The sequence below is a fragment of the Pseudoxanthomonas sp. LjRoot143 genome, from assembly GCF_964252945.1.
GTDB lineage: Bacteria > Pseudomonadota > Gammaproteobacteria > Xanthomonadales > Xanthomonadaceae > Pseudoxanthomonas_A.
This window is the reverse complement of the sequence record NZ_CAXUPM020000001.1, coordinates 3,775,870-3,799,218: the sequence shown is the minus strand read 5'-3', so window position 1 is coordinate 3,799,218 and position 23,349 is coordinate 3,775,870. Positions and strand designations below refer to the sequence as shown.

Annotated in this window: 24 protein-coding genes and 1 pseudogene; 15 read left to right on the top strand and 10 right to left on the bottom strand. The window is 61.5% G+C overall.

All coding sequences use genetic code 11. The annotated features are described in order from the left end of the window. Positions 1 to 10 precede the first annotated feature (10 nt). The gene (locus tag ACSQ1W_RS18325) at positions 11 to 541 is read left to right on the top strand and encodes an N-acetyltransferase family protein (RefSeq protein WP_436045235.1); all 531 of its coding nucleotides are present in this window, start codon (positions 11 to 13) and stop codon (positions 539 to 541) included. Positions 542 to 614: 73 nt separating this feature from the next. On the opposite strand, the gene ACSQ1W_RS18320 is transcribed toward ACSQ1W_RS18325, so the two are convergent. Continuing rightward, positions 615 to 1,535, bottom strand: coding sequence for a LysR family transcriptional regulator (locus tag ACSQ1W_RS18320; protein WP_436045233.1), 921 nt, complete (start codon positions 1,533 to 1,535; stop codon positions 615 to 617). A gap of 93 nt (positions 1,536 to 1,628) precedes the next feature. Between ACSQ1W_RS18320 and wrbA the strand changes: the two genes are divergently transcribed. The 7 genes from wrbA (at position 1,629) to ACSQ1W_RS18285 (ending at position 7,372) form a co-directional block, all read left to right on the top strand. Continuing rightward, positions 1,629 to 2,261 (top strand): NAD(P)H:quinone oxidoreductase, encoded by a 633-nt coding sequence (wrbA, locus tag ACSQ1W_RS18315; RefSeq protein ID WP_436045231.1) that lies wholly within the window; start codon positions 1,629 to 1,631, stop codon positions 2,259 to 2,261. Next, a complete protein-coding gene (locus ACSQ1W_RS18310) occupies positions 2,258 to 3,478 on the top strand; it encodes an MFS transporter (RefSeq protein WP_436045229.1) in 1,221 nt (406 codons plus the stop codon). The genes wrbA and ACSQ1W_RS18310 overlap by 4 nt, the downstream gene beginning before the upstream one ends. Next, positions 3,475 to 4,404: a SphA family protein gene (locus ACSQ1W_RS18305; protein WP_436045227.1), complete on the top strand. Its 930-nt coding sequence runs from the start codon at positions 3,475 to 3,477 to the stop codon at positions 4,402 to 4,404. Before ACSQ1W_RS18310 ends, ACSQ1W_RS18305 begins: the two co-directional genes overlap by 4 nt. A gap of 161 nt (positions 4,405 to 4,565) precedes the next feature. Beyond that, positions 4,566 to 4,994, top strand: coding sequence for a RidA family protein (locus ACSQ1W_RS18300; protein ID WP_436045225.1), 429 nt, complete (start codon positions 4,566 to 4,568; stop codon positions 4,992 to 4,994). 37 nt (positions 4,995 to 5,031) lie between these two features. Beyond that, the gene (locus ACSQ1W_RS18295; protein WP_436045223.1) at positions 5,032 to 5,667 is read left to right on the top strand and encodes a LysE family translocator; all 636 of its coding nucleotides are present in this window, start codon (positions 5,032 to 5,034) and stop codon (positions 5,665 to 5,667) included. A gap of 50 nt (positions 5,668 to 5,717) precedes the next feature. After that, the gene (locus ACSQ1W_RS18290; RefSeq protein ID WP_436045221.1) at positions 5,718 to 6,194 is read left to right on the top strand and encodes a nuclear transport factor 2 family protein; all 477 of its coding nucleotides are present in this window, start codon (positions 5,718 to 5,720) and stop codon (positions 6,192 to 6,194) included. Continuing rightward, positions 6,191 to 7,372 carry an alpha/beta fold hydrolase gene (locus ACSQ1W_RS18285; protein ID WP_436045220.1) on the top strand — a complete coding sequence of 394 codons (1,182 nt, stop codon included), beginning with the start codon at positions 6,191 to 6,193 and terminating at the stop codon, positions 7,370 to 7,372. The genes ACSQ1W_RS18290 and ACSQ1W_RS18285 overlap by 4 nt, the downstream gene beginning before the upstream one ends. 164 nt (positions 7,373 to 7,536) lie before the next feature. Here ACSQ1W_RS18285 and ACSQ1W_RS18280 read toward each other — a convergent pair whose 3' ends face one another. Then, entirely contained in the window at positions 7,537 to 7,725 is a 189-nt protein-coding gene (locus ACSQ1W_RS18280) for a hypothetical protein (protein WP_436045218.1), read from the bottom strand. A 179-nt stretch (positions 7,726 to 7,904) separates the two neighbouring features. Here ACSQ1W_RS18280 and ACSQ1W_RS18275 point away from each other — a divergent pair, with 179 nt between their 5' ends. From ACSQ1W_RS18275 to ACSQ1W_RS18265, 3 genes are all read left to right on the top strand, one after another. Next, on the top strand, positions 7,905 to 8,618 hold the full coding sequence (locus tag ACSQ1W_RS18275) for a DUF5343 domain-containing protein (protein WP_436045216.1): 714 nt from the start codon (positions 7,905 to 7,907) through the stop codon (positions 8,616 to 8,618). Positions 8,619 to 8,646: 28 nt separating this feature from the next. Beyond that, positions 8,647 to 9,138, top strand: a complete 492-nt coding sequence (locus ACSQ1W_RS18270) for a DUF4145 domain-containing protein (RefSeq protein WP_436045214.1) — start codon at positions 8,647 to 8,649, stop codon at positions 9,136 to 9,138. Between the two features lie 123 nt (positions 9,139 to 9,261). Next, positions 9,262 to 9,855 (top strand): hypothetical protein, encoded by a 594-nt coding sequence (locus tag ACSQ1W_RS18265; RefSeq protein WP_436045213.1) that lies wholly within the window; start codon positions 9,262 to 9,264, stop codon positions 9,853 to 9,855. Positions 9,856 to 9,960: 105 nt separating this feature from the next. Here the strand turns inward: ACSQ1W_RS18265 and ACSQ1W_RS18260 are convergent, their stop codons facing one another. Together ACSQ1W_RS18260 and ACSQ1W_RS18255 are read right to left on the bottom strand one after the other, a co-directional pair. Further along, complete coding sequence (locus tag ACSQ1W_RS18260; protein WP_436045212.1) at positions 9,961 to 11,121, bottom strand: IS30 family transposase; 1,161 nt, start codon at positions 11,119 to 11,121, stop codon at positions 9,961 to 9,963. A 200-nt stretch (positions 11,122 to 11,321) separates the two neighbouring features. Continuing rightward, positions 11,322 to 11,936, bottom strand: a complete 615-nt coding sequence (locus tag ACSQ1W_RS18255) for a hypothetical protein (RefSeq protein WP_436045211.1) — start codon at positions 11,934 to 11,936, stop codon at positions 11,322 to 11,324. 474 nt (positions 11,937 to 12,410) lie between these two features. Between ACSQ1W_RS18255 and ACSQ1W_RS18250 the strand changes: the two genes are divergently transcribed. Beyond that, positions 12,411 to 12,938, top strand: coding sequence for a hypothetical protein (locus ACSQ1W_RS18250; protein ID WP_436045209.1), 528 nt, complete (start codon positions 12,411 to 12,413; stop codon positions 12,936 to 12,938). A 585-nt stretch (positions 12,939 to 13,523) separates the two neighbouring features. Beyond that, positions 13,524 to 14,684 carry an IS30 family transposase gene (locus ACSQ1W_RS18245; protein ID WP_436045207.1) on the top strand — a complete coding sequence of 387 codons (1,161 nt, stop codon included), beginning with the start codon at positions 13,524 to 13,526 and terminating at the stop codon, positions 14,682 to 14,684. A gap of 56 nt (positions 14,685 to 14,740) precedes the next feature. Here ACSQ1W_RS18245 and ACSQ1W_RS18240 read toward each other — a convergent pair whose 3' ends face one another. From ACSQ1W_RS18240 to ACSQ1W_RS18220, 5 genes are all read right to left on the bottom strand, one after another. Then, complete coding sequence (locus tag ACSQ1W_RS18240; RefSeq protein WP_436046246.1) at positions 14,741 to 17,776, bottom strand: efflux RND transporter permease subunit; 3,036 nt, start codon at positions 17,774 to 17,776, stop codon at positions 14,741 to 14,743. A 41-nt stretch (positions 17,777 to 17,817) separates the two neighbouring features. Further along, positions 17,818 to 18,909 carry an efflux RND transporter periplasmic adaptor subunit gene (locus ACSQ1W_RS18235; RefSeq protein WP_436045205.1) on the bottom strand — a complete coding sequence of 364 codons (1,092 nt, stop codon included), beginning with the start codon at positions 18,907 to 18,909 and terminating at the stop codon, positions 17,818 to 17,820. A gap of 122 nt (positions 18,910 to 19,031) precedes the next feature. Then, positions 19,032 to 19,667: a TetR/AcrR family transcriptional regulator C-terminal domain-containing protein gene (locus ACSQ1W_RS18230; RefSeq protein WP_299345277.1), complete on the bottom strand. Its 636-nt coding sequence runs from the start codon at positions 19,665 to 19,667 to the stop codon at positions 19,032 to 19,034. A gap of 85 nt (positions 19,668 to 19,752) precedes the next feature. Next, positions 19,753 to 20,637, bottom strand: coding sequence for a hypothetical protein (locus ACSQ1W_RS18225; protein WP_436045203.1), 885 nt, complete (start codon positions 20,635 to 20,637; stop codon positions 19,753 to 19,755). 81 nt (positions 20,638 to 20,718) lie between these two features. Continuing rightward, on the bottom strand, positions 20,719 to 20,877 hold the full coding sequence (locus tag ACSQ1W_RS18220; protein WP_436045202.1) for a hypothetical protein: 159 nt from the start codon (positions 20,875 to 20,877) through the stop codon (positions 20,719 to 20,721). Between the two features lie 375 nt (positions 20,878 to 21,252). Between ACSQ1W_RS18220 and ACSQ1W_RS18215 the strand changes: the two are divergent. Further along, positions 21,253 to 21,855, top strand: a pseudogene (locus ACSQ1W_RS18215) (IS3 family transposase); the annotation flags it as partial. A 112-nt stretch (positions 21,856 to 21,967) separates the two neighbouring features. Here the strand turns inward: ACSQ1W_RS18215 and ACSQ1W_RS18210 are convergent. Beyond that, positions 21,968 to 22,750 (bottom strand): hypothetical protein, encoded by a 783-nt coding sequence (locus ACSQ1W_RS18210; RefSeq protein ID WP_436045200.1) that lies wholly within the window; start codon positions 22,748 to 22,750, stop codon positions 21,968 to 21,970. Between the two features lie 258 nt (positions 22,751 to 23,008). On the opposite strand from ACSQ1W_RS18210, the gene ACSQ1W_RS18205 reads away from it, so the two are divergent. Continuing rightward, entirely contained in the window at positions 23,009 to 23,329 is a 321-nt protein-coding gene (locus ACSQ1W_RS18205; RefSeq protein ID WP_192273557.1) for an ArsR/SmtB family transcription factor, read from the top strand. Positions 23,330 to 23,349: the final 20 nt, after the last annotated feature.

Sequence of the window (23,349 nt, the reverse complement as noted above, 5' to 3'; positions counted from 1 at the left end):
CGAGAAGCGCATGGCAGACACCTCATTCTCACTGGCGTCACCCGCCCTCTCGGTACTCAACACGTTGTTGCCAGTCGCACGCCGCATCTTCACCGAGGCATTCTCGCATCTGTATGAGAGGGAGGCCTTCGCCGCCTTCTGCCAACAGGTCTACGCCTGCGACGGGGCCATGTCCCGGGATTTCTCCAATCCCGAGGTCGACTGGAAGGTAGCCATCGCTAACGGCGAGGTGGTCGGCTATGCGAAGCTGACACCGCTTCGAGCACCGGCAGTACGGCCCGCCCCCGATTCGCTTGAGTTGCAGCAGATATACGTTCTTGCCGACTGGCATGGATCGGGAGTGGCGCAGGCGCTTATGGAATGGGCTATCACGACTGCGCGCGACCGAGGGGCGGAAGAGTTGTATCTCACGGTGTTCGACCACAACCAGCGGGCGAAACGCTTCTACACCAGGCATGGTTTCGAAGAGGTAGGGCACTGCACGTTCGTGTTGGGTGAACGCGTCGATGACGATCGCATATGGCGAAAGCGGCTGGCCTAGAGAAGAACGAAGTGCGAGCTCTGCCATCGCCAGTCTGCCGAGGGAAACGCCGCAGACAATCACGTGAAACGCCTCAGGCGCCCGCGACGGCCAAGTAAGACAGCAGCCCCGAGCGGATCGCGCGCGCAGCAGGTCCGAGCGTCTGATCACTGCGATGCGCCAGATAGGCCTCCAGGTCCACGCGCCCGTGCCGCCCCAGCGCCGAAACGTCCAGGCGATTGAGCCTGCCTTGCGCCAGATCGTCTTCCACCGCCCACAAAGGCAATCTTCCCCAACCCAACCCTTCGCGGATCATGGCGTGCTTGACGTCCTGCCCGGCGACACGCCATGTCCCGGGCGAAAGGACTCCAAAGTCTTTCCGTCCGGTCTGGGCCGTCGTGTCTTCCAGCACGATTTGCAGATGTTCCGCCAGCTCGGCCGGATTCAACGGTCCTGATCGATCAGGGTGCTTCGCCAAGGGATGATGCGCGGCTACGACGACGACGAAGGGCACCGGCGACAGCGCTTCCAACTGTATCTGCGGCTCACGGAATTCTTCTCCTACCGTGATGGCCAGTGCACAGCGGCCATCGCGCAGCGCGACGAGTGGCTCGCCAAGAGGTGCCGTGCGTAGATTGACTGCCACGGACGGATAGGCCTTCTGCAGGTCCCGCAATGCATACGCAACAGCCTTCAAGGGAAACAGCGTGTCCACCACCAGCGAAACGCCGAGCTCGACACCTTCCCCCATGCCGCGTGCACGGGCGCGCATAGCATCGGCCCTGAGCAGAATCGCTTTTGCGTCGGTCAGCAGGGCGCGGCCTTCTGGAGTCATCTCCGGACGCCGGGCGGAGCGGTCGAAGAGCACCACACCCAACTGGGCCTCCAGCGTGGCGATGGCGTGGCTCACCGCGGACTGCACCCGCCGGATGCGCTTGGCCGCAGCGCGGAAGCTCCCCGTCTCGGCGACGGCGACCAATACGCGCAACTGATCGAGCGTCAGTCCATCTAGCATGATCTATTTCATCGATCAGAACGGGCAAAAGATTAGCACTTCCTAAGATCATTCGTGACTGCCAACGTGTGCGTAACCCACGGAGACGTCGTCATGCCCAAGATTCTGGTGCTCTACTACTCGGCCTATGGCCATGTCGAAACCATGGCGAAAGCCGTGGCGGACGGTGCCCGCGATGTGGGGGCAGAAGTCGCGATCAGGCGGGTGCCTGAACTCGTTCCGGAGGGCGTGGCCGTCAAGTCCGGTTACAGGATCGACCAAGAAGCGCCGATCGCGACCATCGCCGAACTACCCGAGTACGACGCGATCATCATCGGCACGCCGACGCGCTACGGCAACATGGCCGCTCAGATGAAGAACTTCCTCGACCAGACCGGCGGCCTCTGGTTTCGAGATGCGTTGGTGGGGAAGGTGGGCAGCGCGTTCACGTCCACCGGCAGCCAGCACGGCGGGCAGGAGACCACGCTTCAGTCCACCCACACCGTGATGCTGCACTTGGGCATGGTGATTGTAGGCCTGCCCTACTCGTTCAAAGGCCAGTTGCTTATGGACGAGGTTACCGGCGGCACGCCTTACGGGGCGTCCACCTTGGCCAGCGGAAAAGGTGATAGCGATCGTCAGCCGTCAGAGAACGAACTCGACGGGGCCAGGTTTCAGGGACGGCACGTCGCCCGGATCGCGGCTGCGCTCAAGCACAACCTCGTGCAAACAGCACCGGCGCCATGAGTGATAACGGACGTACCGGAAGTGCCGCTCACCCGCGGCTGACCGACGACAACCGCGTGCTGGTTCTGGTGATCGGTGCGGGCATCCTCTCTGCCTTCCAGGTGGGCAAGGCTCCGGTAGCTCTGCAGTCATTGCAGGGCGACCTGGGTGTGGAGCTGGGAGCGGTGTCCTGGGTTCTGTCGGCATTCGCCTTGGTAGGTGCCGCGACAAGTCTTCTGATCGGAGCTGTCTCGGATCGCGTTCAGGCCCGGCAAGCCGTCATCGCAGGACTGCTGCTGCAGGCGGCTGGGTCGGGGCTGGGCGCACTCGCGGCAAGTTTGCCGTGGTTGTTGGGGGCGCGTGCGCTGGAGGGCCTGGGGTTTCTCGCTGTGACTGTGGCCGCACCCACCATGGTGGTGTCCTCGACGATGCCACGATCAAGACATCGCGCCTTTGCGGCGTGGGCCACGTTCATGCCGGTCGGAATGGCGATCATCATGCTGGCGGCTCCGCTGCTCGGCACGCTCGGCTGGCGTGGCCTGTGGTGGATCAACGCCGTGGCGCTTACTGGCTACGCTGTGCTCCTTGCCGTCGGCACGTATCGGCCGACCGTTGGTACAGCATCCCCAGTTCGGAACAACGGACTGCTTCGAGCTTTGCGAGACACGCTGCGCTCGCCCGCTGCCTGGTTCCTGGCAGCCCAGTTCTGTGCCTACACGGCAACATTCTTCGCCTTGTTCGGCTTTCTGCCCGACATCCTGCGAGAGCGCCTCGGCGTGGGCGACACGGCGGCAGGAATACTGAGCGCGATCGCCATCGCCGCCGGTGCGGTCGGCTGCATCGCCTGCGGCGTACTGCTGCAACGCGGCTTCCGCGCATCCCGCCTGCTGGTGGCAGGCTTCTCCACGATTGCGTTCTGCAGTGTTGGCATCTTGCTCGTACCCATGCCCGCAGAGCTGGCCTACGCGCTCTGCGTGCTCTTCTCGTTCATGGGTGCCTTCATCCCCGTCGTGATCTTCGATGCCGCCCCGCGCTTGTCCCCAAGGCACTCGCTACTTGGCTCTACGATCGGCTTGGCGACCCAAGGAAACAATCTTGGCATCGTAGTCGGGCCCGCCGTGGCGGGTTCCATTGCAGGTGTCGCGGGCTGGCAGTGGGTAGTCCCACCTGTGGTTGCCATCGCGCTGGCGGCCGCTGTCAGCGCTTATGTGTACCGCCACCAACTGGAGGCGGCATGATGAGCACAGGAGCGCGCCGACTCGCGGCAATGTGGCTGGTTGCAGCTTGGCTGTTGTCGGCCGGGCAGGCACGATGCGAAGTTGCCTTGCCGCCTGTCAATCTTGGCGACAGCACGTTCCAGGATGGCATCGCTGGGCCGGGGGCGATGTTCCAGCAGACACTCTCGGCCTATCGCGCCAATACGTCGCGCGATGAAAACGGACGCCATCTCCAGGGCATGCCCAAGGTCACCTCGGTCGCTGTGCTCACGCAGCTCAGCTATCTGTCGGAGCATCGTGTGCTGGGGGCGTACTGGGGCGGTGAGGTTATCGTCCCTTTCACGCATGTCCGGTTGAAGCCGCCAACGGACGAAGCCATCCACGCTACTGGAGCGGGCGACATCTTCGTCAGTCCATTCATCCTCCAATGGCCTGCGGTTTCGCTGTCGGGGCGCTCCTTCTGGCAGCGATTGAATCTCAACATGACCCTTCCCACGGCCCGGCACGGACGACCAGGACGCATGGACCTCGGCAGCGGCGCGTTGCAGTTGAATCCGCACTATGCGTTCACATGGGAAGCATCACCCGAGTGGGAGATAAGTGGTCGTGTTCACTACCTGTGGGTAGATGGGCATCATGCCCTTGTTGATGGCGGCGAAAAGTCGAGAGCGCAGCCCGGCCAAGCGGTACACCTGAACTTGGCAGTGTCCCGGTCGGCAAACGAGAACTTGCGCATCGGGGGTTCGATGTACGTCCTCATGCAGATCAGCAATGACCGCATCGATGGCGCCGATCGGCCGGGCCGCGAGCGGGTCTTCGGCTTCGGCCCGTCGCTCAGCTGGAAGCGTGGCAGAACTTCGTTGCATGCGGCTGCTTATATCGAAGCTGAGGCGAAAATGCGTTCTGAGGGAAGCCGGCTCAGCCTCAGATACGCAGTCAACCTTTGATGCTGCACTGAGAACTCGGGCACGTCACACGACGGTCCACTGGATCGTCGGTAAAGAAATAGAGAAGGTCAGGAATCGCTGCCTGATGTGACACCCACGCGGCACGCCCCCCAATAGGCGCAGGCCCTCTCATCCCCCATTTCGTTCCGGAGACACACGCAGTGCCCCCCCACGCCCTCCATGTTGCGCTACCCACCCTTCTCAACCCCGAAGGCCTCTACGACCCGACTCCGAATGGCTACTCGCACGTGGGTCTTCCTGCGATTGGGGCCCGGCTAGTATTCATCGCAGGCCAAGGAGGCGAGGACGTACAAGGCAAGCTCGCCGACGACTTCCGGGTGCAAGTCAGACAGGCGTTGGAGAATGTGCAGACTGCTCTGCGCGCTGTAGGCGGCGAACTTTCCCATGTAGTAAAACAGACGGTTCTGGTCGTGGATCACAGCCAGGCCCGGCTGGAGGTACTGGGTGACGAGCTCACGGCCGCCTACGGGCCCGGTCAGAAACCTGCGTGCACTCTAATTCCAGTACCACGTCTGGCGCTGGACGGCATGCTGTTCGAGGTGGAGGCCATCGCGTCGGTTCCCGTCTGACGGGATCCGGAACCGCGTTTGGAAGGAAAATCAAGTGATGGTCCCCTTGAACGAACTGCTACTCTTTGGCGGCGCAGCGCTACTGATGGTGCTAACGCCCGGGCCGAACATGGTTTACTTGGTGTCCCGCTCGATTTGCCAAGGGACACGCGCTGGTGTGATGTCGCTGTATGGCGTGGTTGCGGGCTTTCTGCTGCACATGCTCGCCGCCGCCATTGGCGTGACGGCACTTTTCGCCGCAGTGCCTTTCGCATATGAAGCCCTCAAGCTGGCGGGCGTTGGCTACCTGCTCTATCTCGCGTGGCAAACAATCAGGCCGAATGGAAGATCGTTATTTGAGATCCGCGAACTGGCGGCCGAGTCGCCCGCCCGGCTATTCCTGATGGGATTCATGACCAATGCTCTGAATCCCAAGATCGCCATCTTCTACATGGCGGTCTTCCCTCAGTTCATATCAGCTGGAAACGGATCAATCCTCTGGCAAAGCATCCAGCTCGGTACGCTGCAGATACTGATAAGTTTCGTCGTGAATCTCTGCATCGTGCTGTCTGCCGCAAAGTTGGCTGCGTTCTTCTCCAGGAGCCCCGGTTGGATCGCGGCGCAGAGGTATGTCATGGGGTCCGCGCTCGCCGGTTTAGCGATTGGCCTGGCAGCCGAACGCAGGCCGGGCTAGGAGGAAGGTGCGAAGCCGATCACTAGACGTGAGCACGGCAGAAGCCTCTGATGATCACGCAAGACTTGTTTCTCTCCGAAGCAATTCACGGAGTCACCATGGATACCGAAATTCGGAAACACGAAGAAGACCTACGCGTCGCGATGCTTGCAGGCGATGTGGATGCACTTGATAACTTGATCGATGAGGGCCTGATCTTTGTGGGCCCCTCGGGTGAGGTGCTTGGCAAAGAGGACGATCTGGCACTGCATAGATCGGGTCGGCAGAGACTAGACATGATTGACTACGTATCGGTACGGAGTGTCATGCATGAACAGTCGGCGGTCACGTTGGTGACAGCGGACCTTTCGGGATCATTGGATGGAGCCGCCTTCCGTGGAAGATTCAGATACTGTCGCTTCTGGGCGAAGACTGCGGGAGGCTGGAAAGTGTGTGGAGGATCCGTGGTCGCTCTTTCGACTTATATCATCAGGGCGGCAGTAGGGGCTTGGCGCCCTTCGTCCTCTGCGTGCAAAGCCACTGATTGAACTTCGTTGAAGACCGGGAGATCTCCGTGGTGCGCCGTTCCTTGTGGTTTCTGATGTTGCTGGTCGCGTTCCTGTACGCGTCCACACCAGTTCACGCAGCTACTGAGGGATTCCCCTGGAACCGCACTGAAGCCGTGAAGATTGTTGCGGGCCTAAGAAAAATCGTGACTCCAGGCGGAGTCGAGCGATTACAAGCGCTCAGTATCAACGGGGTGGAGCAGTGGGTATCGATAAGGAGTCGTGACCGCGCTAATCCGGTGCTCTTGGTGGTCCATGGCGGACCGGGCTGGGTCGCCATGCCCACATCCTGGTACTTCGCGCAGGGATGGGATGAGTACTTCACTGTAGTCCAGTGGGACCAGCGCGGCGCAGGCAAGTCCTACGATCCGAGTACCGTCGATACGTTGAGCGTCGAGCAGATGCGGCGGGATCTGGACACCCTGGTTGGCTGGATAAGGTCGGAGACCCGGCAAGACAGAATATTCCTGCTCGGTCACAGCTGGGGGAGTCTGCTGGGTTTGGACCTGGCCCGACGGCATCCGGAATGGCTGTATGCCTACGTAGGAGCGGGGCAGGTGGTGGACATGCGTGAGAGCGAGCGACGTGGATGGGCATGGGCCATGCGGGAGGCGCGAGAGCGGGGTAATAGCGAAGCCGTGGCTGAACTGCAGTCCATCGCACCTTATGCGGAAGGTAGTGTCGCAGTGCCGATCGCCGACCTCTACATGCAGCGCAAGTGGGTCAATGCTTTCGGTGGCGCCGCCTACAATCGTCCCGATGCTGGTTTTGAAGCAGCGGCGATGGCGCTCTCACCGGACTACACTGACGACAACCTGAGGGACGTCTGGAAAGCACAGGCCACTTCGGTCGAGCGCCTGATGCCGGAAGTCATGGAGCTATCCATGTCATCGCTGTCAGATCTCCGCGTTCCGGTCGTCTTGCTGCTGGGTCGGCACGATATCAATGTGTCGGCGCAAGTGGCGGCCGAATGGTTTGATTGGGTCCGAGCGCCGGCAAAGAAGCTGGTCTGGTTTGAGTACTCGGCCCACGAAATGCTGGTGGAGGAGCCCGGAAAAGTGTTCCTCACATTGATCAATGAACTACGGCCTTTAGCCGGTGGTGTTGCCGAAACGGCGCCGGCAGTCGGGTTCCCCGCCGTTGATCAGGCGGGCGATTGACTGGCCGTTTCCTGAAGTGCGAGTTTCAGAATACCGGCGCCCATAAATAGGTCGCACGCCGGGTTTTCGGCCACTACAGTAGAGAAGTCCAGAGACGTAAGACGTTAGTCGATGTCCGCTTCTGGCCGATAGCTGCCATCCAGCCAGGGAGTCCGCTCCCATGCTTACCCCATCACAAAGTGATCCCTAAGCCTGAAGGGCGTAACTCCGCCGGTCCTGAGACAGGAATTGACGACCGCGTGCGTGCGGGATCCAGAGAGACAGTCGAGGGGCGATAGCTTGGCCCGGCCTAGGCCAAAGTCCTCCAGCACCTCGAGGAACCTCTGCTTCGCCTTATCGTCGAACTTCTCCATGGCCTGTTCGTCTTGAGGGCTTACGACGAACATTCGGTCGCGACTTTGCGCGCGCGTAACCCCCTAAGTGCAGTCCTATTTTCTGAGTCAGCCTTGTGTTAAATAGCTGATTTGGCGGGACAAGCCCGCCAGAACGGGGGCCTCAGGGAGAGGTTCCGTCCTTCGACGGAGACATTTTCATGGCAGATGACAAGAAGAAGTCCTATCCAAAGATTCCGCGTGCGAACTGGTTCTCGCTGCGCGACAGGTTTCGGCAAAAGCCTCCGAGTGAAGTCACCGTGTCCTATCTCTCTTCGGCACTGGGCATCGCCGAGCCATCCGCAGCAAACCTGATTCCACCGCTCAAGGCACTCGGCCTCGTCGGTAAGGACAACAAGCTCACTGACTTAGCCTTCGAGTGGCGCGACGATGCCACCTATGCTGGCGCATGCGAGAAAATGCTGGAGTCCACATATCCAACAGAGGTTCGTGAGCTCTACCACGACTCCTCTGCAACCCTGCGGGACGTAGCGGGTTGGTTCTCAAAGCACTTGCGAATTGGCGAGTCGGCAGCGAACAACATCGCGTCACTGTATCTACTTCTGCTTGAGCAGAACCCCAAGGGGAAGGAGAACGCGGCTAAGCCCAAGGCAACGGGCGCGCCTGCTAAGGCTGCACCGCGCGCTCGTGCGGCGCCCCCATCGCTGAAAGAGACCGCTCGAGTGGGGCGTAAGCCCGACAACACCGCGGATAGTGGGCAAGGCGGAGACGGCGAGAAAGGTCAGGGTCAGCCACGGGGCTTCAGCCCGAAACTACACGTCGACATCCAGATCCATATATCGCCAGATAGCACTGCCGAACAGATCGATAAGATCTTCGAGAGCATGGCGAAGTACCTCCCACTGAAGGGCTAATTCCGTGTCTATTGGCTTCGATGCAGCCATGGAGTCCGTCAGGCTTCTGCGTGACGGAATACGAGCAAAGAATCCACCGCCCGACGAGGGTGGCCCTAGTGCGGAGGACAACATCGTCATGTTGTCGCTGGTACGGGGCACGCGCCCCTACCTCGAACGGATCGTGCATCAAATAAACGGCAGCTATGAGAACGGCTGGTATGACGCCTCGGCGGTCATGGTAAGACGCTTAGTGGAGACGTTGATAATCGAGGTATACGAGGCTAACGGGCGTGCTGGCGATATCAAGGACGGCAGCGGGGACTTCCTGTTCCTAGCGGACTTGATCAGCACGATACTGGCCGATCAACAATTCAACTTGAGCAGGGCCGCAAAGAGAGCACTTCCTGACTTGAAGGACGTCGGAGACAAATCTGCTCACAGTAGATTCTACACCGCCCATCGCAAGGACATTGAGAAGCTTGCCCCGTTGTTGCGCAACGTCGTCCAGGAACTGCTGGCTCTGGCGAAGCTCAAGTAACTCCCGGCACCGTGTCATCCAGAAGTGAAGCCTTTCCTGATGGGGGTCTAGACATGGCCCCTAACAATTCATTCAAGCCGAACCCGCTTCTCTGGTCGGCTTAATTCAGGCGTCAGGTGAAGAATGCCTTTCCTCAGCGTCACTGTCGATGGAACTGCCGTAGCAACAGTCGAAACGGATGGTCGCGATATCGTCAATGTCAGGGTTGGCGGTTCACGTGACGACGAAGACTTCGCGGACCTGTCGGTTACCGGTGGTGTATACGATTACAGCGGTACCACTGAACATCGGATATGGGTAGACCAGATGCGCTTGGCGACCGGCCAAGTCATCGGAGTCGAGTTCCTCACTGACGCGACTCCACGCGGCGATGGTAGGACCATCGAAGAGCTATACCCTGATCTGCTGGAGTTTCGTTGGCCTTCACCATTGGAACGTGCGGAGCTCGCCGCGGACATCCGCGAGCTTCCATTGGTAAGGGATGGATTCACTCTACGCCTTGTGGGTTCCGACGGGATCTCGATAACACACACAAGCGCCCCCGAGGAGCACGGGTTCGGCTTCAGCGTCCTGTGGAATAAACAACACCCCGATCGAATCTCCATGTCATTGAGTTGCTACACAATTGACTCGGTCGCCGCAGAGGCGCCTGGGCGTACCTTACTGAGCCAGAAAGTTGCGCTGCCTGGGCGGGTCCACCTTGAACTTGTCGCGTAGCCAGTCGCTTGAGCGGACGAGTGGAAAATAAAGTACGAAGCGCGAGCGACGGCCTGCGCACCGCTCAGTTCAACCGTTTCCCGATGTCCGCTTCTGGCCTTGGATTCAACCGATCGACGCAACAGTTTGTCGATATCGCTCTGCCGGTGTCTCGTAGCCGAGTGTCTTGCGTGGTCGTTCGTTGAGCTGGCGTGCAACGGCGTCCAGCTTGGCCTGCGTGACATCGGCCAGATTGATCCCCTTCGGGAAGTACTGCCGCAGTAGGCCGTTAGTGTTCTCGTTGGTACCGCGTTGCCAAGGATGGTGCGGGTCGCAGAAGTAGACCTGGATGTCCGTGGCCAAGGTGAAGCGGCGGTGCGCCGCCATCTCCTTGCCCCGATCCCAGGTCAGCGACCGGTACAGCTGCTTCGGCAGGCGGCGTGCGTTCTTGATCAGTGCATTGACCACGGTCTCGGTGTCCTTGCCTGCCACCTTCACCAGCATCAGATAGCGCGTCTGTCGTTCCACCAGCGTGGCAATCTGACTATTCCGGTCACCGAACAGCAGATCGCCTTCCCAGTGTCCCGGCACGGCCCGATCTTCAGCGCTGGCCGGCCGCTCGCTGATCGAGACGGTGTCGGTGATCCGGCCGTGGTTCTCCGTCTTCTGGGTGTGATGTCGTGATCGACGCATCGCCCGCGTGCGCCTCAGATGGGCGAGCAGTTCCTGCTTCAGCGCCCCGCGCGACTGGATATAGAGCGTGCGATAGATGGTCTCGTGGGACACCTGACGGCTCGCATCATCGGGATAGGTGCGTTTGAGCCAGCCGGCCACCTGCTCAGGCGACCACTGCCGCTGGATCTTCTCTGCCACGCGAGCAGCCAAGGCTCGATGCAGCGCCAGCTTACAGGTCTTGGGGCGCCGCGCTCGGTCCCAGGCAGCCAGGTCGGCTTGGTTGGCGCGGTAGCCTTCAGCGCCCTCGTTGCGCCCGATCTCGCGGCTGACCGTGGATGGCGCCCGTCCCAGCAACGCGGCGATCACGCGGATCGATCGTCCCGCTGCCAGTCCACGGGAGATCTCTTCGCGATCAGCCAGGCTCAGCACCCTCGGAGATCGTCGCCGCACCGGCGGACGAATGCCGCCGTGCTCAGCCAGGATGCTCCGCACGGAGCTGTGGTGCCGATCGAACAGGGCCGCGATCTGGTGTAGCGACTCGCCCTGCTGCCAGCGATCCCACATCAGCGTCTTCTGGGTGTCGGTGTAGTAGATCCTCTTCCTGCGCTTCATTCGCAACACTCCTGCTGCCTACGCAGCTACCCGTGTGTTGCATCGATCATATGAATCCGCGGCCGGAAGCGGACAACGGGGCGGATGAGGAGTCGCTTGCGCTCTGCGGAGCAAACAAAAGCCAGCTCTACTTGATCAGATCTACCGCGGATAGCGTAGATACTTGGGCCGCCGCCCTGTGCTGTTCAAGGAGGACCGCATCAGAGGTACTCTTCTGCCAGTACTTCTATGCCCAAAGCGAGCGCGATCAAGAGAACGGTCTCTGCGACCTCGCGAGCCTCCTTCGAATCTCCGGGCACCCAGCCACGAAGAATGAACCAAAAATACAACCGCTTATACCAAGGCCTACTAAGGCCGAACGAGACGAATGAGGCACCAGGATTCTTGTTAGCTGATATCGGAGGTGAGGTCTGCTCGCCTGTTTGCATCTTGATTGCATCCGCCGGGCGGTCGTTGCGAACGAAGTCGGTGGGTTCCGGCCTCGCATCAGCCTGCGGCGCCGCCATCCTCAGCTGCCCAGCAGAAGCTAGCATTCGAACACTTCCTGGCTCATTAAGAATGAAGTGAAGCTCTCTCTTTATGAAATCAGCAACGCGAACAATGTCTCTAATTAGTTTGTCGGTGAGGTCGAAACCATCTTCGTGTACCAGCTTATTCCTGACCGTTGCCATGAAGCGTATGTTTCGAAAAGCACCATCAGTTAGAAGGTGCTTGATGCTCTCCGCCTTCTCGCGCAAACCTCGGCCGTTGGCGCCAAGCTTGCCAAGCATGGATTCAATGGACTTCGTTTCCTTCAGTACGATTTCGATCGACATCCTAGCCCCCTGTTTTTCATATCATAGGCGCTTCAAGTCGCATAGTCTCCCGCTGCAATTTGTGCGCGCATTTCGGGAGCAACGCCTCGCTGATGAATTCTAGTGTCGCTTTACCTGATTCGTCCTCTAAGCACAGGATGGCCAGTCATCTCGCTTGAATCAATTTGCGCCGTGTACTCCTTCAAGCACACATCCAACGCACGCGAGTTGGGTCAAGCTCGATAAAATCAGCTCGGGTTGGCTCGATGGACCCATCGGGATTGGGCTCCGACATTGGGTAGCTAGCCACCGGATTTGCGCCCCTCGAACGCTTCTCTGGCATGCTAAACATTGGCTTTCTGGCTGGACCCCGCCGCTCTATGATCCAGTCGTACCAAGGGGAATGGCCAGCCGAACTTGGCACTGCGATTATTCTTCATGCGCGCGTAAGTGATTCGGCCACTGGGTCGTTTTTAACCATATGGGGACTGGCTAATGTTTGAGGTAGAAACTGCTATCACAACCGGGATCTTCACCCTGCTGGGTGTGGGCCTGATGGCCCTTCAACAGCACAAAACAAACAAGTTGAACCTTGATCGTCAAGACAGACTAGAGAACAGCAAGCTGAAGGTTTCGCTAGTCACGGCCGAAAGGCTTCGTTGGCTACAGGATCTTCGCGAAAGAGTTTCAGCTTACTTCGCTGACGCGGAAGAACTAGTAGATCTCTTGCGAGTTCCAGCTTCCCCTCTAGAAGAGAAATCACGGAATGATGAGCTTGGACGGCTTCATCGTGAGCTAAGAACAGCGGCGAACAACATTACACTGATGCTTTCTCCTGGAGACCCAGATCAGCAGAAGTTGATCGATCAGATCACGTCAACCAGAGATCATATCAACGGCTACATGTCCGCGGAGCCTGATGAGCCGAGACCGGTAGAGATCGCGCAAAACAGAGACAAAGCTCTATCATCCTTGACCGTAGTTGGTGCGGAGGCTTGGAGGCAGGTGCAGGCTCTGGAGTGATCTGATCGATGATTCGCGGAGCTACTTAGTTGCGTCGTCGCGCTGCTGTCAAGCAATCTGGATTTCAAAGTGAGGATGATATGCTGGATGCTTTCAAGACGTTGTTTAAAGATGCAATGGCGATCAGAGATGGGCGTGATCCGAACGAAGAGAGAAAGGAGCTCGCTCGCCGACTAGCCACTAAGCGCGTGAGGAACTCCTCACTAACTTGCAACTCGTGCGGAAGGCTCGCTCATCCCATCCTCGACTCGGGTGACAAATACCGATGCGTTGGCTGCGGACGCCAGTTTGCTGGCGGTCGCCATGACCTGCGGCCGGGGCTCTACGATGACCTTGTCAAATCTGGCGTGCTCTTAGAGGGCGGCACCGTTACTACCCAGCTGCCTCTCGTGGAGAGCGCGTACGAGTATGCAGTCATTAGCCTCAAGAATTTGCCGTAGTCTTGGCCCCACAGCATAGCGATTCAATCAATGTGACATCGATTTTCGGTTATACGTACTCAGCATTCGATGTCCGCTCCTGGCCGCGGATTCATATGATCGAAGCAACACACGGATAGCTGCATAGGCAGCGGGAGTGTTGCAGATGGAGCGTAGGAAGAGGATCTACTACACCGACACCCAGAAGGCACTGATGTGGGATCGCTGGCAGCAGGGCGAGTCGCTACACCAGATCGCGGCCCTGTTCGATCGGCACCACAGCTCCGTGCGGAGCATCCTGGCCGAGCACGGCGGCATTCGTCCGCCAGTGAGGCGGCGATCTCCGAGGGTGCTGAGCCTGGCAGAGCGCGAAGAGATCTCCCGTGGACTGGCAGCGGGACGATCGATCCGCGTGATCGCCGCGTTGCTGGGACGGGCGCCATCCACGGTCAGCCGCGAGATCGGGCGCAACGAGGGCGCTGAAGGCTACCGCGCCAACCAAGCCGACCTGGCTGCCTGGGACCGAGCGCGGCGCCCCAAGACCTGTAAGCTGGCGCTGCATCGAGCCTTGGCTGCTCGCGTGGCAGAGAAGATCCAGCGGCAGTGGTCGCCTGAGCAGGTGGCCGGCTGGCTCAAACGCACCTATCCCGATGATGCGAGCCGTCAGGTGTCCCACGAGACCATCTATCGCACGCTCTATATCCAGTCGCGCGGGGCGCTGAAGCAGGAACTGCTCGCCCATCTGAGGCGCACGCGGGCGATGCGTCGATCACGACATCACACCCAGAAGACGGAGAACCACGGCCGGATCACCGACACCGTCTCGATCAGCGAGCGGCCGGCCAGCGCTGAAGATCGGGCCGTGCCGGGACACTGGGAAGGCGATCTGCTGTTCGGTGACCGGAATAGTCAGATTGCCACGCTGGTGGAACGACAGACGCGCTATCTGATGCTGGTGAAGGTGGCAGGCAAGGACACCGAGACCGTGGTCAATGCACTGATCAAGAACGCACGCCGCCTGCCGAAGCAGCTGTACCGGTCGCTGACCTGGGATCGGGGCAAGGAGATGGCGGCGCACCGCCGCTTCACCTTGGCCACGGACATCCAGGTCTACTTCTGCGACCCGCACCATCCTTGGCAACGCGGTACCAACGAGAACACTAACGGCCTACTGCGGCAGTACTTCCCGAAGGGGATCAATCTGGCCGATGTCACGCAGGCCAAGCTGGACGCCGTTGCACGCCAGCTCAACGAACGACCACGCAAGACACTCGGCTACGAGACACCGGCAGAGCGATATCGACAAACTGTTGCGTCGATCGGTTGAATCCAAGGCCGAAAGCGGACAGTCGAGCTCATTAGACTTTGACGATGCGCCTCGTACTAGTTACGCAGCGTCTGAGAATCCCGATGAGATGAGCGTCCCCGGAACCGCCGGGAAAGCCATTCGCCCATGTCATCAATCAGGGTGAAGGCTGCCGGGATGACGATCAGGCTCAGGAGCGTAGAGGTGACCAGGCCGCCGATGACCGCGATCGCCATGGGAGCCCGGAAGCTGGAGTCGCCGGCGAACCCCAGTGCAATCGGCATCATGCCCGCGCCCATGGCCAGGGTGGTCATGATGATGGGCTGTGCACGCTTGCGGCAGGCGTCGATCAAGGCATCGTGCTGACTCAGCCCGTGCTCGTCTTCGGCGATGACGGCGTAGTCGACCAGCAAAATGGAGTTCTTGGTCGCGATACCGATCAGCATCAGCAAGCCGATCAGCGCCGGTAGCGAGAGCATGTTCTGGGTCAACAGCAGCGCGCCAAAGGCGCCGCCGGCACACAGTGGCACCGCAATCAGGATCGTCAGAGGCATCAAGGCATGGTTGAACAGCAACAGCAGCACCATGTAGATGCACACGATGCCGGCGGCCATGGCCAGCAAGAAGCCCACGAACAACTCGACAAAGACCTCGGCATCGCCGGTGTTAAGGAAGCTCACGCCCGGCGGCAACCGGGTGACGCTGGGCAACTGCTGCACCTGCTCCATGACCTCGCCCAGCGGGCGGCCATTGAGTTCGGCGGTCAGGGTCACGTTGCGCTGGCGCTGATAGCGCGAGAGCTGCGAGGGACCGCTGCCCATCTGGATGTCGGCCACAGCGGCTAGGGGCACCGGTCCATAACGGCCCGGTACGCGCAACTGCCCGATCAGGGCAGGATGGGCCAAGGTGGCCTCGGAGAAGCCGACCCGAATCGGGATCTGTCGATCAGGGAGGTTGAGCTTGGCCAGACGCTGCTCGTAGTCGCCGGCCGTGGCGATGCGTGCGGCCTCGGCGATCGCCGCGGTGGACACACCCATATCGGCCGCACGTGCCGCGTTGGGCACGATCTGGATTTCAGGGCGCAGCAACGAAGCCGAAGAGGTCACGCTGCCCAGCCCGGACAGGCCGCGCAGATCGCGCTCCAGGGCCAGCGAGGCTTCCTGCAGGCGCTGCGGGTCATCGCCCGACAGCACCAGTTGCAGCAAGTTGCCCGGCTCGGAGCTGACATAGCTCACACGCACGCCGGGCATGTCGGCCAGCCGAGCCCGCGCATCGCGCTCCAACTCGCGCTGGTCACGGTCCCGGTCATCGGCCAGGCCCCAGTCCAGCACCAGCGTGGCCTTACGCGGATCGGCCACGCCGACGGTAGAGGGATCGCCCAGATCCAGTACGCTGCCTGCGGCCGTGTAGACCTGCTTGAGCTCGGGCATGTCTTTGAGCAACGCACGTGCGCGCTCGGCCACGGCCACCGTTTCTTCCAGCCGGGTGCCCGGTGGCAGTTCCAGACTCAGATTGCTGCGGCCCAAATCGGACTGGGGAATGAAGGTGGCCGGGATCAGGGGGATCAGCGCCAGCGAGGCGACGAACAGGCCCGTGGCGATCCAGAGCGTGCGTGCGCGGTGGCGCAAGGCGGCATCGACCCAGCGCAGGTACCAGGTCATGAGCCGGGAGTCGGGCTTCTCCTCGCCATGGGGCTTGAGCAAATAGGCCGCCATCATCGGCGTGAGCAGGCGCGCCACCAGCAACGAGAACAGCACCGCGGTGGCCGCCGTCCAGCCGAATTCGCGGAAGAACTTGCCGGCGATGCCCGGCATGAAGGCCACCGGCACGAACACGGCCGCCAAGGTGAGCGAGGTCGCAATGACCGCATTGCCGATCTCGCCGGCGGCTTCCGTGGCCGCTTCCTCTGGTGACTTGCCCATCCGTAGGTGGCGGACGATGTTCTCGATCTCCACGATCGCATCATCGACCAGCACGCCGACCACCACCGATAGGGCGAGCAGGGTGATCATGTTGAGGGTGAAGCCGAACGCGTACATCACCGCGAACGTCGGGATGATGGACAGCGGCAAGGCCAAAGCCGACACCCACGTGGCACGCCAGTCGCGCAGGAACGCCCAGACCACGAGCAGCGCCAGCAAGGCGCCCTCGTACAACATTGTCATCGACGAGTCGTAGGAGCGGTGGGTCTCATCGATCGCTGTGGTGACTAGGCGAAAGTCCACGCCGGGGTGGGCCTTCTTGAGCTCATCCAAGGCTTGGTGAACACCTTCTTCGACCTTGACCTCACTGGAGCCGCGCGTGCGCGACATGGAGAAGGCCACCACGTCCTTGCCATCCAGCAGCGCGGCCTCGGTGGGATCGGCCGCGGCGTCAGTGACGGTGGCCAAGGCCGAGAGCCGGACCGAACGGCCATCGGGCAGGCTGATGGAGTAGTCGCGCAAGGCATGGGCGTTGGCGACGGTGCCCAAGGTGCGAATGGTCTGCAGGGCGCCATCGAGCTCAGCCTTGCCGCCGGCACGCTCGACCTGGATCTGCGCCAGTTGCTGGGAGACATCGCCGGCGGTGACGCCAAAGGCGAGCAGGGCATTGGGATCCAGATCCACCCGCACCTGGCGCTGGACACCGCCGATGCGCGTGACCCGGGCCACGCCATGCACGCCATACATCGCGCGGGAGATTTCCCGGTCGACGAACCAGCTTGCCTCATCCTCCGTCATCTGCGGCGCGACCAACGCATAGGTCATCAGCGAACCGCCGATATCGACCTTGGAGATCACCGGCTCCTGGATGTCTTGCGGCAGGTCTGTACGGATCCGGGTGACCGCATCGCGCGTGTCATCCAGTGCCGTGGCCAGGTCGGTTTCCAGTTCGAACTCGATGCTGGTGGTACTGATACCTTCGCTGACGGTCGACATCACCCGCTTGACGTTGGTGATGGTGGCCACCGAGTCCTCGACCTTGCGGGTGACCTCGGTTTCCAGCTGGCTGGGCGAGGCGCCCGGCTGGGTCACCGTCACCGTGGTCATCGGGAAGGCGATGTCTGGAAAGCGCGCTACCGGCAACTGATAAAAACCCCACAAGCCGGCCACGCACAGCACGAAGAACACCATCAGGGCCGGCAGCGGCCGGCGAATGGCCCAGGCGGAGATATTCATGGGGTGCTGGCCTTCTTACCGGCCACCACCCGCACACGATCGCCATCGCCTAGGAAACCGGCGCCTTCGGAGACCACCTGCTCACCGGCTTTGAGGCCGTCCACGATCTCGATGCGTCCCTGTGTGGTCTGGCCGGTGCGGACACGTCGGCGTTGTACGGTTTGCTTGTCGGGGGTGACGAACACATAGCTGTGGCCGTCGCGCTGGACCACGGCCGCGCTGGGCACCATGAAGGCCTGGCCCTCACCGGTCAGGATCCGGCCTTCGACAAACGTGCCCGGCTTGAGCGGCCCAGGGGAGGGCAGGTCGGCATAGACCGTGCCGGTGCGGGTTTGCGCATCGATGCCGGGGGTAACAGCGCGCACGCGGCCGGTGATCTGCTGGCCGGCATAGGACAGCACGATCTCATTGCCCACTGTCACCTGTGCCAATTGGTTCTCCGGCAGTTCGGCGCGCCATTCCAAACGCCCATCTCGAATCAGGCGTAGTAGCTCGGTGCCCGCAGCGACCACCTGGCCTGGCTGGACCAGGCGCTTGGAGATCACGCCATCGGCCGGTGCTCGCAACTGGGCGAAGTCGCGCTGCAATTTGGCGGCATCACGCGAGGCACGCGCAGTGGTCAGTTGCGCCTGCGCTTGGGTAGAGGTTGCGCGCAACTGATCCAGGTCCGCCGCGCTGATCAGCTGCTCGGCCGCCAACTTCGATCCGCGTGCATGTTGAGCCTGTGCCAGCACCAGGGCAGCGTTGGCCTCTTGGGTCGAGGCTTCGGCTTGCGCAAGCGAGCTGTCCAGCGTGCGATGGTCTAGTTCGAGTAGGACCTGCCCCTTCTTGACCTGCTGGCCCACATCCACATTCAGGGCGGTGACGCGCTGACCGCTGAGCTCAACGCCCAGCTGCATTTCTTCGTAGGGCGAGACCGGCCCGGACACGGTCACGCTGCGTGCCAGGGCATAGGTCTGGACAGGGGTCAGGGCAACGGTCGAGGCCGAGGACGGCTCGGCGGCTGCCTCGTCTTCTTTGTCGCCACAGGCAGCGAGCAGGGGCAATGAAACGAGCAGGAGTGACCAACGCAGGATCGGTGCGCGCATAGGGAAGCCAGGATGTGGGGGGTTTGGTGTTGCTTGCTACTGCGCTGCGCCCGAGGGCTTACGCATGGCTGTGAATGAAGACAGCGGGACCATCGGTGCGGCCTGATTCTTCTTAGGACGCATTAAGTTCTCTTTAAAATCTGCTGCTCAACGCCATCGAGAATCAGCTCAATGCCGTTGGTGAAGCGCTCATCGAACTTCGGTTCGGCCAGCACTTCGCGTGCCTCCCAACAGCGGGGAAACCGCGCCTTGGCCAGTTCGAAGAAGGCTTGTTGCACGCCTTCGATCACGCCGGGTTGTTCGGGCAGGGATTGCTCTTCGATGACAAAGCCCATCACGTAGTAGATCGAGTCCAGCGCCGTGGTCGCGGCGAACTCGACATCGGCACCTGCCTCCACCAGGGCAGAAATGGTGGCATCGCCCACACGCAGCACGTTCTCGGTGGCCAGGAAGGTGCCGGCATACACACGTGCGCCGTCGCGGTGGGCCTTGAACGCGGTCCGAAACTCATTGGCGATCTGGTGCATCGTGCTGCGCCAGTGCTGACCGGCGGGAATGTCACGCGCGACATCCGCGATCATGGCGTCGGCCATGGCATCGATCAGCGCCTGCTTACTTTTGAAATGCCAATACAGCGAGGGAGCCCGAATGCCCAGGCTGCAGGCCAGCTTGCGCAGGCTCACGCCTTCGATGCCGCTCTCATCGAGCAAGCGGAAGGCCGCCTCGATGATGTGCTCCTGTTTCAGGGGGCTGCGCATAGGTGCCCTAACACTGTTAGTTCGTCCACTCTAACGATGTTAGGGGGCGCTGGCAATCCAGCTCGATGATTGCCATGGGCGGCCATCACACCCGCCATGGCGTGAAGACCAGGCGAGCCCCGTCATCTGGCGCCTCCCACCCCCGCGTCACCTCGCTCAGCGGCAGGGTCCGTACCTGCGTCTGGAAAGCGCCGCGGCCCAGCGCTTCGGCCAGCGCGGGCAGTTCGGTCAGCATCTGGCGACCTGACAGGGCGCCGTGCCCACAGCCCATGACCTGGAGCTTGGTCGAGCGCAGAAAAGACCCGGGAAGCGGTGCGCTCTCGCCGGCCATAGACCCCAGATGGACCCAATCCAGCGGCCGATCGCGTCGCTGGCGATGCCGAAGCACCGCTTCCATGGCGATCACCGCGCTTTGACCCCACACAAAATCCAGGACCACATCCACCTCACTCGCCAGTACGCCTAACCGGGGATCGCCCAGGGTCACGGTGTCGGTCGCCCCTAGCGCCGGCAATTGCGCCAACCGGCCCGGATCGCGGCCGGCGGCGATGACCTCGCCGGCGCCCAAATGTCGGGCGATCTGGACGGCCAAGCGTCCCGAGCTGCCAGTGGCGCCCAGCACCAGCACCCGCTTGCGCTGTTGAAACGGCAAACGCCGGCCAAATCCCGGCACTCGGCAACGTAACGCCAGCCAGGAGGCCATCGCTGGGTTCATGGCGCCGGCCAACAGGACCGGGTCGACGTCATGGGGGAGCTCGATGCTGTGATCCAGTGCGATGACCGTGCGCTGGGCCATCGAGCCGGAAAAACCGGGCTCCTGGACGAAGTAGCGCAACCGGCCATCGGTGCCGCGACCGACGCCATCGACGCCGGCAATGACGGGCAAGGTGCCGTTGATGGAGTAGTGCTGGCCCGAGGCGCGACCGCGGGTGATGTGATGCAAACCGGCCGCCACCACGTCCACGAGCATCTGACCGGACTCCACGGGAGGAGGATCGGCAACATCGCAGTACTGGGGTGGGGCGTCATACGAGGTGATAAGGGCCGAGGCCTAGTGGCGCGTGCGCCCAATGAACTCGATGGTCGCGCCACCGATGTGCTGATCACCGCCGAGGGCACCAAACTGATCAAGCAACTGCGTGCGCAAGGGCAAAAGGCCTTGGCGCCGGTGATCGGCCAACTCGGCGCGTCGGATCAGCGGCTTCTTCAAGAGCTGCTCCACCGCATGCTCCAGAGCAGGCCAGTCTAACGTCCGCCATTCAGACCAAGCCTGCTTCGCTCGTCGACTCAATTTACGGTTTGCGTAATGTCCGCTTTCCGCGACCTTGGAGCTGACATCAGTCGTTCTTGTCGGGGTAATGAATGCCGAGCACTGACAGGATTTGACAGCCGGACGGGATTGGAACGGCCAGCCCCCGCTGCCCGTCGGTGACCGAGCGGGCATGTGGCTGCTGTGGGCTCGTCAGAGGCCCTTGAGAGGGACAGGGGCGGCCAGCGCAGTCGAGATCGACGCTGTACGATCTGTGATCGCACCTAGACCACTGCATACTGGCGGTGTTATCCGATTCGGGCCGTGGGCCTATGGGGTTTGCAGGGCTGGCCGCGCCCGAAGCGGCGCGGTCAGCGCGGACGGCCGGCGCTCACGCCTCCGGGCGTGCGCAACCTGCTGGAGCGGGACTTCACCGCACTGGAGCCGGAGACCAAATGGGTCACCGACATCACTGAGATCAAAACAGGACAAGGCAAGCTGTATCTATGCATCGTGCTGGATTTGTTCGACCAGCGCGTGGTGGGTTGGTCGATGCACCACAGGCAGGACCGGCACATGGTGATCCGGGCGGTGCAGATGGCGGTATGGCAGCGGCAAGGCGCGGAGCCGGTGATCCTGCATTCCGATCGCGGCAGTCAATTCCGAAGCGGCGACTACCAGCGGTATCTGTCGAGAAACGGCCTGGTCTGTTCGATGAGCGCGGTGGGACACTGCGGCGACAACGCGGCCTGCGAAGGGTTTTTCGGCGTGCTCAAGCGCGAGCGGATCTACCGCACGAAGTATCTGACACTCGATGCAGCGAAGACTGATGTGTTCGAATACGTCGAGCGGTTCCATAACCCGAGGATGCGGCGAAGAGTCGCCAGGCGCGATCGGGAGTTCCAAGCTCTTTCACAACCGTCCGTGATTTCGGGGTAGAACCCATGTCCGCTTCTGGCCGGTAGCGGACACCGATGGCGATAGCCTGATCTCGGCTGCTGACGTCGGGCCTGGGCGGCGGGCACGTTGCCGCGCCCGCCGTCGAACGCTCTCAGAAGTCCCAGCGGCTGGTGATGGATAGCGGCACCGAGACGCGGCGACCGGTGTCGTTGATGGCAGCCAGGCCGAGTCCGGCGATCGCGGAATCGTCGTCCGAGAGATCGTCGATGTAGTTCACCCCTGCGGTGAGCCTCATACTGAAGCGCTCGGTGAACGAGATCTGCGCACCGGCCTCAAGACCGCCACTCAGTGCCCAGTCCTTCTCGTAGAACGGCGCATTCGGGATCGTGATCGCGGCATCGGGAATCTCGAAGGTGGCCGGTATGACATCGGTTTCGGTCGCACCCAGTCGCGCCGCGACGAATGGCCTGACCCGGCTGCCGTTGCGGAAGAAGTGCCGGTACCCCGCCTCCCACGCGTATGCGTCATAGCCCGAGAACCTTCCGAATACGTCGAGCTCGGTCTCGAGCGCCGGCACGTAGGCAGCACCGACTCGCACGCGACCATCATCGGCGCTGGTCTCCCTCGCCTGGAGGAACACTTCGCTCCGGTCGCTCAGTCCATAGCCCACTTCCAGGCCCCATGACTTGGCAGTGCCGTAGATCTGCTCATGGCTACGGGAACGAATGCGCAACTCCGCGCTGACGCCCGCCAGCGCGGGGTTCAAGGGACCGAGATCCGGCACCGGTGCCACGGCGCCGGTGTGGACGTCGCCGCTAACCGGCCTGTCGACGCCACCGAATACCGACATCGAGAATTTTCCCTGCTCGGGACCTGCCGCGAACGCGGGCCCTGCCGCCATCAGCAAGGCGGCGCCAAGAAGTTTGATCTGCATGTGCCTCTCCCATCAGTACGGATAGCGCCTACCCACTGTAGGCACGGGCTTTACGCACGTGTGATGGAGGTGGATTCAAACAGGACGACGTATGTAAGCAGCCTTTCACAGTTACTCACGCTGCGTCGACGTCGCTGTACGCGCTTGCCGTTTGTCGGCACTGCTTGGGACTAGTTCGGCGTGCGCTTCCGACCCGAAGCGGTCATCCAGCTGCAACGATGGGTTGCAATACTTCTAATATTCCGGAAATATAGAATCATGGATACGCCCCAGACCGTTCAAGCACTTCGTGCGCTCGCGCACGACCACCGGCTTGCTGCCTACCGCGCGCTCGTACAGGCCGGCCCAGACGGAATGGCCGTGGGCGAGCTGCGGGATCAGCTCGATTTGCCGCCCGCCACGCTGACAGCGCACTTGAATCAATTGCGTGCCGCGGGGCTTGTCACTGACGAGCGGGAAGGACGGGTCATCCGGATACGTGCCGACTACGACCGCATGAACGGTCTGATCGGCTTCCTGACGGAGAACTGCTGCGGGGGGAAGTCCTGCACGCCGGCAGTCAAGAAGAAGCTCCGTTGATCCGCATTCCAGAGATACGA